Raw genomic sequence first — 12,507 nt, forward strand, 5'->3', positions numbered from 1 at the left:
TCGGAGATTTAGACATCCCCACGGTAGCCGATTACTGTGGGATGGATGCTTATACCACCTTCGGAATAGTTTCTAAATTGCGAGAAGAATTGGCGAAAATTCCAGCTTTGCAGGAATTGCTGCTAGAGGTAGAGCAACCCCTGGAACCGGTATTAGCTGAGATGGAATACCAGGGGATTAGTATTGATAAGGATTATCTGGAACAGTTCTCTCAACAGCTGGAAAAGGATTTAGTGGCAATTAAACAGCAAGCCTATCAAGATGCTGGACAAGAATTTAATTTAGGTTCCCCTAAACAGCTGAGTCAGTTACTGTTTGAGAAACTAGGGTTAGATCGTAGGAAGTCTCGTAAAACCAAAACTGGTTACTCTACCGATGCTACTATCTTAGCTAAATTACAAGGAGACCATCCAGTAGTAGATGCTGTTCTGGAATACCGTAGTTTATCGAAATTGAAGTCTACTTATGTGGATGCTTTACCAGCACTGATGCGTTCCGATACTAAACGAGTACATACGGATTTCAACCAGACCGTGACCACAACTGGTAGACTATCCTCCTCTAGTCCTAATTTACAAAATATTCCTATTCGTACTGATTTTAGTCGCCAGATTCGGAAGGGTTTTATTCCAGAATCCGGTTGGCTGTTGGTATCCGCTGACTATTCCCAAATTGAGTTACGAATCCTAGCCCACTTGAGCCAAGAGCCAGTGCTAGTGGAGGCTTACCAAACTCAAGCCGATGTCCATACCTTGACAGCGCAAATGTTATTTGATAAAGAAAACATTACTGCTGAAGAGCGGCGCTTGGGTAAAATAATTAATTTTGGCGTAATTTACGGCATGGGAGCACAACGGTTTGCTCGGGAAGCTAAGGTATCGGCAGCTGAAGGAAAAGAATTTATTGATCGATTGAACCAACGCTATCCTCTAGTGTTTGCTTATTTAGAGGAAACCAAGAAAAAAGCGATCGCACAAGGCTATGTAGAAACTATACTCGGACGCCGTCGCTACTTTAGCTTTGGTGGTAACAGTCTTAGAAAGCTACAAGGTAAGCCTCTTGATCAGATTGATCTCGATCAACTTAAGGGTATCAATCCCTATGATGCTGGATCATTAAGAGCAGCAGCTAATTCCCCAATCCAAGGCTCTAGCGCTGATATAATCAAAATTGCTATGGTTAATTTGTATCAAGTGTTACAGAAATATCAGGCGCGGTTGCTATTACAAGTCCATGATGAATTAATCTTTGAAATTCCCCCAGATGAATGGGAACAATTGCAGGTAGAAATTCGGGAAACTATGGAATCCGCAGTTGAGTTGAGTGTTCCTTTAGTTGTGGAAATACATGCTGGGGAAAATTGGATGGAAGCGAAATAGGTTAATAGTGCGTATGGTTTTGGAATTTAGATGCTTTTGCCCTGCTTGTGGCTAGAGATACAAAACCATTCGCAAACCATCATGTACCTCCTCCTGTAAATAGTCTGGAAGTGAGCCGATGCGTTCAGTTAGAAATACTTTGTCAACTGTGAAAATCTGAGAAACATTAGCGACAGAATCTCTAGATAAGCCTGATACTCTGCTAGGCAACAATACGTTCCCTGGGGCTTCTGCTAGCTGAGTATTCGAGGTGATGATTACAACGATCACCGTATTGATAGGGCTCTGATTAAAAAGATCATCTTGAATTATCAAGACAGGACGACGATATCCTAGTTCAGAACCTTTTGGGTCAGGCAGATTTGCCCACCAAATTTCCCCACGATACATTACCATTTCTCATCAGGCAGAGACATTAACTGTATCTTTGCCATTACTGAATCTAGCTCAGAATACTCTTTAGAGTAGACTTGGTTCAGCTTGTGTAAAATTTGATTGCGATTGTACCTTTTAAGATAAGCTTTTAATGCTTTTAGGTAGAGTTCACTACGTGACAAGCCCATCTGTTGAGCAAGGGCTTCTGCCTCTTCAAAAACTGAGTCTGGAAGTGAAATTTCAGTTTTCATAGTGACCTTAGGAATAAGCCCAATTCATTAATTATACTTTGGTTATACCAAGATGGCAATAGCTCCAGCACTTAGAAAACATTTTTTTTGCCTGTCCTATAGAATAGCCCCTACAGTGCGTAGGGTGCGTTAGGGGCGGACTTGTCCTGATTTTTCTCTTCGTAGCCAGGGTTGGAATAGTCCGCACCGTAACGCACCACCGAGTCTAATTCAGAGTTGACACTCCCCGATATAATGATGAAATATTTACTGGATAAGGGTTTTGGAATTTAGATACGTTTGCCCTGGTACGGAAGAACCAAAAATAATCGCTAAGTAGAAAAGCGATCGCTAAGTAGAAAGGCGATCGCTTTATTATGGTTAGTTTCAGAAAAATAGACAATTAAGTAAGCCTTAGCAGGGGTTAGCATAAACTAAGATTATGCTAGTGATCGCCATGCTTTCAGATACTTGTGTCAGTCTGACAGCACCTAAACTGTTAGTTCATACGTATGTATTCGACAGTTACAAAACCTGTGTTGTCGTCATAGGTACCCGGTTGATCGTTCATCTTAAAGACACATGTTTCATTCTGAGTCAATGAAATCTGGGGATTCCTGCAATCTTCATATTCTAGTCCATTGTCACAATTAATAATCAGGGAAAATGGATCATATTCAGGATCGGTCATGTAATCATGCTGCCAGTCCGGCACTCCGCACTGATCACATACAGGAGTGGCGGGTCCTCCTTGCCATACACCTTCTGCATTAAAAATGTACTCTCCATAATCTCCATAGCCAACGGAGGGGTCGTAAACCGCAACACCTTTTCCGTCATCGGCATACACTTCAAAACTACCATAATGATCTCCGAGTGGGATAGCTGAAGAATAGTCGCTTGGGCTATAGTATGCCAATGCAGGACTAGCCATGAAGTTGAGTGTAATCAGGAACCCAATAAAAACAATGAAGAAGTTCCTCAAAATCTTGTTAAGTTTCATCTAGATTTCTCGTTAAATTTTGGCCTTTGCCAATTTACGAGTAAATTGTAAAGTATTTTTCAAAATATAAACCTCATAAACCTCATGTAAAACCTCATGTAAAACCTCATGTAAAACCTCATGTAAAACCTCATGTAAAACCTCATAAACCTCATGTAAAACCTCATAAATCTCATGTAAAACCTCATAAACCTCATGTCAAACCTCATGTCAAACCTCATAAACTTCATGTAAAACCTCATAAACCTCATGTAAAACCTCATGTCAAACCTCATAAATCTCATAAATCTCATGTCAAACCTCATGTCAAACCTCATGTCAAACCTCATAAATCTCATGTCAAACCTCATAAATCTCATGTCAAACCTCATAAATCTCATGTCAAACCTCATAAACCTCATCTAAAATTCCTGAGGGGGGGACATGAGCCCTATAAAGCTTACTAGATAAGGCTTTGATGCCAATGAGCTCAGGGAAGATACAGTCGGAAATTAACCCTCCTTTCCTGTTCTGGAAGCTCAAACCCTTATAACTATGTCCAATGCCACCCCACAACAGCATGTATCTGGGTGCATCTCATTTTTGCCGTTTGAGCAGGTGGTGCGTTACGGGACGGATTGTCCTAACACTGGCTACCAAGAACATAAGGGGTACCCCGTCTTATCAAGCACCCTACGAACATTTACTTCAGAGGTATGGTTCTGCTCAGCCATACATGGTTAAGATTCCACTCAAATCCAAAATTAGTGGTGAATTCACTATTCCTGATAGGTATCAAAGCTGTGAGGGGAATGGTTGTAAGTAAGAGTTATAACTATTTCTGGTGATAACTTTCCCACAATATACTGCTAGCTGAGTCAAGTCATTAATTTGAGCTACTGGGCTAGGCGATCGCGCTTTCATACTTCAATATCTTGATGCAAAGCCGAGTAATCAAATAGATAATTTTGAATAGTTGCAAAACCCTTGACCGACTCAGCTAAGTAGGTGGGCTTAATTATCCGTAAAATAGCGATTGAAATTTGAAATACTGAAACCCTTGTGAATAGAGGCTTTCAGCTTAATTTTCGTATTTTAAATTTTAACATTTATTTATGCCCACCTACTTACTAGCCGGAAAACTCCCACCAACAAAGTGGATATCACTAAAGGTTTCAATCCACAAACGAGCGCCACAATCCAGTGGATGATCCGGCTGATACACAATCTTACACGGACCAAGGATTTCCACCTCATTACCGTAGAGATTGGTTCCCTTTCGTTTTACTGAAATCACTGGCTTCCGGTCTTGAGGGCTTTTCTTCATATTCGAGCCAATGTGATTGCGATTGACATTAATCTTCGCTAAAGCTGGCGGACGACTAGTGCGCCATTTTCCCTTTGGCCCACGATTACCTTTGGTAATTTGTGGCAAATGGTTGAACAGAGGAATAATCCAGAATTTCCCGCTTTTATAGGCACCCCGCACCCGACCTTTTTCTAGGAGTTGGCGCAATCGTCGAGAAGAAATTCCTAATAGAGATGCTGCTTCAGTAGTTCCAACGCACTTGTTCATCTCTTTCTCCCTTAACTCTTCCTATAAGACTAGTATATAGGTAAAAAGGAAAATTGACAACTTGAGGGAATTTAGAATTTAGAATTTAGAATTTAGAATTTAGAATTCAGAATTGGGAATCGGGAAGAAACGGAAGAGTTTAGGATATGGTCGGTGGATGCGATCGCGTAGCGGCTCCAAAGGAGCATCGCGTAGTGTGACCATTCGCGTAGCGTGGCCTTTTGGCCAAGGTCAATCGCATATAACTGATCGGCAAATGCGATTGATCTTTGATCACGCTACGCGAACGCTAGTACGGGGGAAACAAGTGTGTGGCAGTTTTGACCAATCTACGGACAGGGAAATCTGAAGTTGTAAGGAATGGCCTTTAAGGGATCAGATCCTTTTCAATCACTTGAGGAGTGGTTAGAATCTTTAGACATATAAATACTATAGTCATCAGATGCAAAATTACACACAAGATCAGAAGCTAGTAAACCCGCAGAATCCACCTAGATCTTTAGTTAAGAATTTTTTATGGATGGGAATCGGTATTGCAACACTTTTCATTACTGGTGAGGGAGTCATTTTTGGCTATCAGCAATGGCTATCTCGTCAAGAGCAACTATTTGTGGAAACTATGGAAGACCTGATCATCAATAAAGACTTTGTCGAGTGTATGAAGAAAGCTCTAGAAATTCCTGAAACTTCTCACCAATCGTATAATGCACGAGCTTTTCTAAATCAGTGTGCTCAAGGACAGTTGGCTCAAGCAGAGAAAGTGGTAAAAACTCAGGAGTTGAAACCCGTTGATGAAAATTATAAATTAGCCATTAACTTGGCAAAAAAAATTCCTTCATCAACGTCTGTCTATAATAAAGCTCAAGATGCGATCCTTAAGTGGGAAAAAAAGTGGAGACAATTAGTTGGAGTAGAAGGATTTACTGATGGCATCTATTTTTACCAGCAGAACAAAGGTTCTAATCTATATCTTATTTTCCATAAGAAAGGAAATACTATATTAGGTAAAAAATATGAGTTTCACAGTGATTATATAGTTTGTTTGAGAGGAGTTATACGGCGTAATATACTGGAAGAATTAATTGAAATTTCTTATGGCCTTGATTTTATACCACAGGTCGAAAGTGTTGACCCCATAAATTTATCGAAGTGGTATCGAATAAGTTGGGATAAAATCTCTAACTCTAGCAAGTATCCTCTACAATATGCTTATAACAATAAGCATCATCATATAGAATCTTGTCAAAAAGAATTCGATAAAAACCCTTGACCGACTTAGCTAGTAGCCGGAAAACTACCACCAACAAAGTGAATATCACAGAAGGTTTCAATCCACAAACGAGCACCACAATCCAGTGGATTATCCGGCTGATACACAATCTTACACGGACCATTATTTTCGGGAATCGGGAGTCGGGAATCGGGAATCGGGAATCGGGAATCGGGAGTCGGGAGTCGGGAATCGGGAATCGGGAATCGGGAATTGGGAATGCGATCGCAAAGAGCATGACCGTTCGCGTAGCGTGGCCAAACAAGGTCAATCGCGCAGCGGCTCCAAGCTCCCATCGCACATAGTTATTAATTAATTAATAACTAAAATAATATTGGATACACAACACAGGATTTTTCCTCACTCCACTACTCCCTGTTCCCTGTTCCCTGTTCCCTTTTGTATTAATCCCACTACCGATAGCAATTCTGATCACGAGTGAGTCCCGATTCCCGATTCCCGATTCCCGATTCCCGATTCCCGATTCCCGACTCCCGATTCCCAAATTTGTTACAAAAGTTTTCAAAAAATGTTATAATGAAAGATTATTTGTGCTATAATGAAATTACCGTGGGCGCTAAAACCTTCCACGGTAAGAGCCAGCCTACAGTTTCTCTAGGCTCTCAGGCTGGCTCTAGACCCCCAGTTAAGGAGATACCTAATATTTTATGTCCTACTCTCAACGCCTATATCCATGGGCGCTCATTCGTCTATTGCCGAACATGCAGCGGATGGTTGTTCGTCGTTTTCGGAACCGCTCTGATGCGGAGGGTCACTTGCAGGCTCTTAAACGACTGATGCCCGATGAAAAATTTATTATTATCTTCGATTTAGGAGACCCTATAGAGGGCGAGTCTATAGTCGAAGAATCTTAAGAAGCAGGAAGTTTGGGAAGTCTGAAAAGCCCAGCTCTTTACTAATCAAATTTTAGTTGAACCCCATAAACAGCCCTGCAAAGTGGGGTGTGTGTAAGTCAATCATTCATCTTGATTCGGTCAATTGTATTGTATGGCAAAACCTGTAGATATTGGTAGCAAACGCTTAATCAGTTTAGCACCCAATGCTTGGGTGCAATGGGTAACCGGTAATCCCCAAGTGCGGGCATCTCAGTTACTGGATGCTGAGTTTCAATGGATTAGTCGCGAAAGCGATGTAATTGTTAAAGCGTCTAGTCCTCAACATAAAGAATTTCTGATTCTCAATGAATTACAACTACGCTATGACCAGAAAATGCCTCAGAGAATGCGCAATTATGTGGCTTTAGCTGAGGAGAAATACAACCTATCCGCTTATCCGGTATTAATTAACATCTTGCCACCTCCAACCACGGTTACTATTGAAAATTGCTACGACAGGGAATTCATGGGATTAAAAGCTCGTCAAGATTATCGGGTAATTAATCTGTGGGAAGTAGAGGCGGAATTAGTATTAGAACAACCTTTGCCTCCCCTATTTCCATTTGTCCCAATTTTATTTGGAGGTGGTAGTGAATCGAAATTGCGCTCAGCAGTGCAGGCTCTACGGGCGGATCAAACTTTGAATCAACTAGAACCGCTCTTAGCGTTCTTTGCTAGCTTTGTTTTAGAGATACCCTTAATTCAACAAATCATGAGGTGGGATATGACAGTATTACGAGAATCACCCTGGTATCAAGAGATTTTACAAGAGGGTGTGGCTCAAGGCATTGAACAAGGCATCCAACAAGAACGTCGAGGCAGTTTAGAGCGCATCCTTAAACTGCGATTTTCCGAGATTCCTGTCGAGATATCCGTCAGAATTCAAGCCTTAACTCTCGAACAATTAGAAGAGTTGATGGCCACAGCATTAACCGTTAACTCCCTAGATGAGTTTACTCAACATTTGCCCAATTAATTAAATAAGACCACACCCCACTTCGACCGTGGGGTGGGTTTTCCTCGAATTCAACAAATCATGAGGTGGGATATGACAGTATTACGAGAATCACCCTGGTATCAAGAGATTTTACAAGAGGGTGTTGCTCAAGGGATTGAACAAGGGATTGAACAAGGCATCCAACAAGAACGTCGAGGCAGTTTAGAGCGCATCCTTAAACTGCGATTTTCCGAGATTCCTTCAGAGATATCCGTCTCAATTCAATCCTTAACTCTCGAACAATTAGAAGAGTTGATGGCCACAGCATTAACCGTTAACTCCCTAGATGAGTTTAGTCAAAATTTGCCTAATTAATTAAATAAGACCACACCCCACTTCGACCGTGGGGTGGGCGTAAGTCAATAATTAGTCTTAATTGGATCAATTGTATGACAAAACGTGCAGATATTGGTAGCAAACGCCTAATCAGTCTCGCTCCTAATGCTTGGGTGCAATGGGTAACCGGTAATCCCCAAGTGCGGGCATCTCAGTTACTCGATGCTGAGTTTCAATGGATTAGTCGCGAAAGCGATGTCATTGTAAAAGCGTCTAGTCCTGAACACTCCGAATTTCTGATTCTCAATGAATTACAACTACGCTATGACCAGAACATGCCTCAGCGAATGCGCAATTATGTGGCTTTAGCTGAGGAGAAATACAACTTATCTGCTTATCCGGTATTAATTAACATCTTGCCACCTCCAACCACGGTTACTATTGAAAATTGCTACGACAGGGAATTCATGGGATTAAAGGCTCGTCAAGATTATCGGGTAATTAATCTGTGGGAAGTAGAGGCTGAATTAGTATTAGAACAACCATTACCTCCCCTATTTCCATTTGTCCCGATCTTATTTGGAGGTGGTAGTGAATCGAAATTGCGGTCAGCGGTGCAGGCTCTGCGGGCGGATCAAACCTTGAATCAACTAGAGCCGTTGTTAGCTTTCTTCGCTAGCTTTGTTTTAGAGATACCCTTAATTCAACAAATCATGAGGTGGGATATGACAGTATTACGAGAATCGCCCTGGTATCAAGAGATTTTACAAGAGGGTCTTGCTCAAGGGATTGAACAAGGGATTGAACAAGGGATTGAACAAGGGATTGAACAAGGGATTGAACAAGGGATTGAACAAGGGATTGAACAAGGCATCCAACAAGAACGTCGAGGCAGTTTAGAGCGCATCCTTAAACTGCGATTTTCAGAGATTCCTTCAGAGATATCCGTCAGAATTCAAGCCTTAACTCTCGAACAACTAGAAGAGTTGATGGCCACAGCATTAACGGTTAACTCCCTAGATGAGTTTACTCAACATTTGCCCAATTAATTAAATAAGACCACACCCCACTTCGACCGTGGGGTGGGTTACTCTTGCCTATTGCCTATTGCCTATTGCCTATTGCCTAGACTCCGCAACCCTAACAAACCGGCACCATAAGCAGGCTCATAGCGAGGCCAAATCACTTTAGCATTAGGGCTAAGCCTGACAAGGGATGATTCAAATTGCTGACGGATTGAGGAAAGACCATGCCAGACACTTCCGGTGGTTACTACTTCACATTGTGAGTCAGGGGTAAAGACGCTTTCAATTACAACTTGGGTAGCTTTTGCTAGTTGATTAACTGTATCTTCGATAATGCTAATGGCTACCTGATCGCCTTCAGCGGCTGCTTGATCCACAATTGGTGCTAAGGATGCAATTTCTTTGACTCCCCACCCTGGCCGATAGATGACATCTGTGATATAATTAAACTTTGATAAGTTAAAATGGGTGGTAAAGCGCTCCTGAAGACTAGTTATTGTTAGACTAGTTACTGCAAAGCCATCATAGGCGTTGATCGCGGCTCGTAATCCAGAGACAGCAATGTGATAGGCACTGCCAACATCTCCTAGGATATGCCCCCAGCCACCAACTCGCTTGGTATTTCCTTGGGCATTGCGTCCAAAAACGATTGATCCAGTGCCTGCGATCGCAACAACTCCCACAGGCTTACCGACTCCCCCCACTAAGGCAATCAAAGCATCATCACAAATAACAACAGTAGAGGGGAGTAATGCCCAAGTGACGGGAATTGTCTGACTTGACAACAACTGTTGGACGAAGCCTCGCACCACTTCTCTATCTCGTGGACGACCAACACCGGCTAATCCCAAACAAATGGCTTCCACTGTGACCGATTCCATGGACAGTTTAGCGGAAGCCTCTTGGGTAGCTAGGCGAATGGCTGATTCTATGGAGGCGAAAGCGGTGTTGATACCAACGGTGTGATAATTGGAGGCGTCGGCTTCTGCTCGACCTAGGACTTGACCTTGGTGGTTGATCACTACACAAAGGGTTTTACTGGCACCGCCATCTATTCCGATTACACAGCTTGTCATCTATAGTTAGTTGACTCTAATGAAACTGGCAAGATGCCAGTTCTACGGACATTGACACTGGCAAGATGCCAGTTCTACCAAGATGCCAGTTCTACCAAGATGCCAGTTCTACTAAGATGCTAGTTCTACCCAAGATGAAATACATGAAACTGGCAAGATGCCAGTTCCACATCAGCAAAGAAATGAAACTGGCAAGATGCCAGTTCTACTAAGATGCTAGTTTAGCGATCGCATTCAAAACTAGCCAAAAGCCTACAATTAGTTGTTATCTGAGTCTTCTGGCTTGAGAAGGGCATCGACTAATACTGTGACTTGCACCAGGGAATTGATCACATCACTGGCTTGGGTAAAGGGTTTACCTTCATACTCGCAGTAGGCTGACCAGATTACAGGAATAGCAATAAGTCCGACGAGCCAACGCTTGATGGTTTTAGGATTATACATGGGCAGGGATAAAAAAAACAGCCTCATCTGTTTTTGTTAACTTTCTCAAAGAGCGATTCCATGCCAAATCATTGGTTTTGCCCCCCTAACCCCCCAAATCTGGGGGGAAAAAGTCACGAAAGTCCCCCGAGCGAGGGATTGCTCGCTCGGGGGATTTAGGGGGCAATAGGTAAGTCCTGTTTAAAAAATTTTTTCCGACTTTGCATAGAATCCGGGGTTGGCCACCGTTAGTTATTTAGTAACTAAGGTGCATCAAGGAGATGGATGAGATGGAGTTAACCCATGGACGAACTGGAGGAACGACTGCAACAGCTAGCTTTGGAGGCTCAACAGCATTCCCCACAAACCCGTGGCCGTCGTCTAGCCCTGACTCGGCTGATTCACATGATTCAAACATCCGGCAGATTATCTCGCAGGAGATATGACACTCCCCAAGAGGTTTACGATGAAGCACTTCAAGAGACTTGGTTGTATGTGTTTAAAAAAATTGACACTTATAAACCGACAGCTCCGGTGATTAACTGGATTAATAGTGTTCTTAAGTGGCGGTTGATTGATGCCAAGAAACGACATACCAAACAGGGACGGGAGTACTCACTAGATGCACCAATAAACTCTTCCGATGGGGGTAAAGTCAATCAATCAGGTATGACTTATTTAGATACTATTCCGCAACCAGAAGACACTCCGTTACCTTCACAGCTTATACGTCAGTGTATTGAAGAAGACTCTGATGGGCTGTTTGCCAGCAAACACGTTAAAGGACATCCTAAAGCCAACTTCAGAACTATAGCTCTTTTATATCTAGACCGGAAGAGTTGGCAACAGACTGCTGTAGCAGTTGGGTTAAAGCCAAAGCAAGCGTCAACGGTGCAAAGTTTCTACTGGCGCTGTTGCAAGTATTTTTCTGACACGTTTAAGGAATACTTACAGGAATAACTGACAAACAAGATTCAATGTATCGAGAGAGTAATAATGAATAACTTAACGGAAAAATTAGCCTTTTCTGTGCCTATTACCAGAGATTGGTATCAACTAGCAGAAACCTTTAGTCGGGAACAGCACGAACCAGACAAAGCTCAAGACGTTTACCTAAATACATTAGCAGTTTATGCGGTAAATTTCTACTTACAGTGTCTGGAAGTAGAAACTGATTTACCAGCAAGTGATAGCAGTAATCCAGCCCTGCGATCGCTGATGAATGTATCCGACTTGATGGTTAAAGATTGGGGTAAACTCGAATGTCGTCCTGTTTTACCTGGTGACCAAGTTTGTGACATACCACCAGAAAGTCGCCAAGACCGAGTTGGTTATGTGGTGGTAGAAATTAATCAACCAAGTAATCAAGCTAAACTGCTAGGATTTGCCAAAACTGCACTGGGAGGAAGCTTGGAGATTAGTAAAATCCAGTCTCTTGAGCAGTTAATTAACCAATTACCAGAGCTGGAATCAAATGTCGTGAACTTACTGGAATGGTTTAAGGGGAATTTTCAAGTAGGTTGGCAGTCGGTTAGCGATTTGCTGTCTCCACAACTTAGACCAGCATTTAGAAATACCGAATACCAGCAACAACGAGCTAAACCAATTGATTTATTTGATTTAGGGCTAGAATTAGCGGGTAATCCTGTCGTTTTAATTATTACTGTCGGAAAAATTGACAAGGAAACTGCCAGCGTTCGAGCCCAAGTTTATCCCAACGGTGAAGCACTAACCTTGCCTCCGAATTTGAAACTATCGGTACTAACTGCAACCGGAGATATTTTTACCGAAGTAACTGCCAGAAGTAATGATGAATTCATCCAATATCAGTTTAATGCCCAACAGGGAGATGACTTCGGAATTCAGGTGTCTTTAGGTGAAGCCTCCATTATCGAAAGGTTTCAGGTTTGAGCTAAAGTCAGGGGCGGACTATCCCAATGCTGGCTATGAGGGGAAAAATCTGGGCAAGTCCGCCCCTAACGCACCCTACGTGCTTACCTTA

The 12,507-nt window shown here is 42.4% G+C and carries 16 protein-coding genes and 1 pseudogene; 10 read left to right on the plus strand and 7 right to left on the minus strand.

Annotated features, from left to right (window positions below; genetic code table 11):
- The coding region (gene polA, locus F6J94_RS00910; RefSeq protein ID WP_293035947.1) for a DNA polymerase I at positions 1-1,379 on the plus strand (1,379 nt) is incomplete at its 5' end.
- A gap of 51 nt (positions 1,380-1,430) precedes the next feature.
- Here polA and F6J94_RS00915 read toward each other — a convergent pair.
- The 4 genes from F6J94_RS00915 to F6J94_RS00930 form a co-directional block, all read right to left on the minus strand.
- A complete protein-coding gene (locus F6J94_RS00915; RefSeq protein ID WP_293035949.1) occupies positions 1,431-1,769 on the minus strand; it encodes a type II toxin-antitoxin system PemK/MazF family toxin in 339 nt (112 codons plus the stop codon).
- The gene (locus F6J94_RS00920; RefSeq protein ID WP_293035951.1) at positions 1,769-2,005 is read right to left on the minus strand and encodes a CopG family transcriptional regulator; all 237 of its coding nucleotides are present in this window, start codon (positions 2,003-2,005) and stop codon (positions 1,769-1,771) included. Before F6J94_RS00920 ends, F6J94_RS00915 begins: the two co-directional genes overlap by 1 nt.
- A 478-nt stretch (positions 2,006-2,483) precedes the next feature.
- A complete protein-coding gene (locus F6J94_RS00925; protein WP_293035953.1) occupies positions 2,484-2,987 on the minus strand; it encodes a hypothetical protein in 504 nt (167 codons plus the stop codon).
- 1,102 nt (positions 2,988-4,089) lie between these two features.
- Positions 4,090-4,542: a helix-turn-helix domain-containing protein gene (locus F6J94_RS00930; protein WP_293035955.1), complete on the minus strand. Its 453-nt coding sequence runs from the start codon at positions 4,540-4,542 to the stop codon at positions 4,090-4,092.
- A gap of 196 nt (positions 4,543-4,738) precedes the next feature.
- Here F6J94_RS00930 and F6J94_RS00935 point away from each other — a divergent pair, with 196 nt between their 5' ends.
- Together F6J94_RS00935 and F6J94_RS00940 are read left to right on the plus strand one after the other, a co-directional pair.
- Entirely contained in the window at positions 4,739-4,891 is a 153-nt protein-coding gene (locus tag F6J94_RS00935) for a hypothetical protein (protein ID WP_293035957.1), read from the plus strand.
- 93 nt (positions 4,892-4,984) lie between these two features.
- A complete protein-coding gene (locus F6J94_RS00940) occupies positions 4,985-5,812 on the plus strand; it encodes a hypothetical protein (RefSeq protein WP_293035959.1) in 828 nt (275 codons plus the stop codon).
- 5 nt (positions 5,813-5,817) lie between these two features.
- Here F6J94_RS00940 and F6J94_RS00945 read toward each other — a convergent pair.
- Positions 5,818-5,934 (minus strand): annotated as a pseudogene (locus F6J94_RS00945) (DNA-binding protein); the annotation flags it as partial.
- Positions 5,935-6,250: 316 nt separating this feature from the next.
- Here F6J94_RS00945 and F6J94_RS34065 point away from each other — a divergent pair.
- The 4 genes from F6J94_RS34065 to F6J94_RS00970 all read left to right on the plus strand — a co-directional run bounded on the left by F6J94_RS34065 (position 6,251) and on the right by F6J94_RS00970 (position 9,030).
- Positions 6,251-6,610 (plus strand): hypothetical protein, encoded by a 360-nt coding sequence (locus F6J94_RS34065; RefSeq protein WP_367142143.1) that lies wholly within the window; start codon positions 6,251-6,253, stop codon positions 6,608-6,610.
- Between the two features lie 210 nt (positions 6,611-6,820).
- Positions 6,821-7,684, plus strand: coding sequence for a DUF4351 domain-containing protein (locus tag F6J94_RS00960; RefSeq protein ID WP_293035965.1), 864 nt, complete (start codon positions 6,821-6,823; stop codon positions 7,682-7,684).
- A 72-nt stretch (positions 7,685-7,756) separates the two neighbouring features.
- Positions 7,757-8,020 (plus strand): DUF4351 domain-containing protein, encoded by a 264-nt coding sequence (locus F6J94_RS00965; RefSeq protein ID WP_293035967.1) that lies wholly within the window; start codon positions 7,757-7,759, stop codon positions 8,018-8,020.
- Between the two features lie 74 nt (positions 8,021-8,094).
- Positions 8,095-9,030 carry a DUF4351 domain-containing protein gene (locus F6J94_RS00970; RefSeq protein ID WP_293035968.1) on the plus strand — a complete coding sequence of 312 codons (936 nt, stop codon included), beginning with the start codon at positions 8,095-8,097 and terminating at the stop codon, positions 9,028-9,030.
- Positions 9,031-9,092: 62 nt separating this feature from the next.
- On the opposite strand, the gene F6J94_RS00975 is transcribed toward F6J94_RS00970, so the two are convergent.
- Entirely contained in the window at positions 9,093-10,082 is a 990-nt protein-coding gene (locus F6J94_RS00975) for an N-acetylglucosamine kinase (RefSeq protein WP_293035969.1), read from the minus strand.
- A 65-nt stretch (positions 10,083-10,147) separates the two neighbouring features.
- On the opposite strand from F6J94_RS00975, the gene F6J94_RS00980 reads away from it, so the two are divergent.
- Positions 10,148-10,294 carry a hypothetical protein gene (locus tag F6J94_RS00980; protein WP_293035970.1) on the plus strand — a complete coding sequence of 49 codons (147 nt, stop codon included), beginning with the start codon at positions 10,148-10,150 and terminating at the stop codon, positions 10,292-10,294.
- A gap of 46 nt (positions 10,295-10,340) precedes the next feature.
- Here F6J94_RS00980 and F6J94_RS00985 read toward each other — a convergent pair whose 3' ends face one another.
- On the minus strand, positions 10,341-10,553 hold the full coding sequence (locus F6J94_RS00985) for a hypothetical protein (protein WP_293035971.1): 213 nt from the start codon (positions 10,551-10,553) through the stop codon (positions 10,341-10,343).
- Between the two features lie 255 nt (positions 10,554-10,808).
- On the opposite strand from F6J94_RS00985, the gene F6J94_RS00990 reads away from it, so the two are divergent.
- Together F6J94_RS00990 and F6J94_RS00995 are read left to right on the plus strand one after the other, a co-directional pair.
- Entirely contained in the window at positions 10,809-11,465 is a 657-nt protein-coding gene (locus F6J94_RS00990; protein WP_293035972.1) for a hypothetical protein, read from the plus strand.
- Positions 11,466-11,501: 36 nt separating this feature from the next.
- The gene (locus tag F6J94_RS00995; protein WP_293035973.1) at positions 11,502-12,416 is read left to right on the plus strand and encodes a DUF1822 family protein; all 915 of its coding nucleotides are present in this window, start codon (positions 11,502-11,504) and stop codon (positions 12,414-12,416) included.
- Positions 12,417-12,507 lie beyond the last annotated feature (91 nt).

This window comes from Moorena sp. SIO1F2 (genome assembly GCF_010672755.1).
In the GTDB taxonomy this organism is placed as follows: domain Bacteria; phylum Cyanobacteriota; class Cyanobacteriia; order Cyanobacteriales; family Coleofasciculaceae; genus Moorena.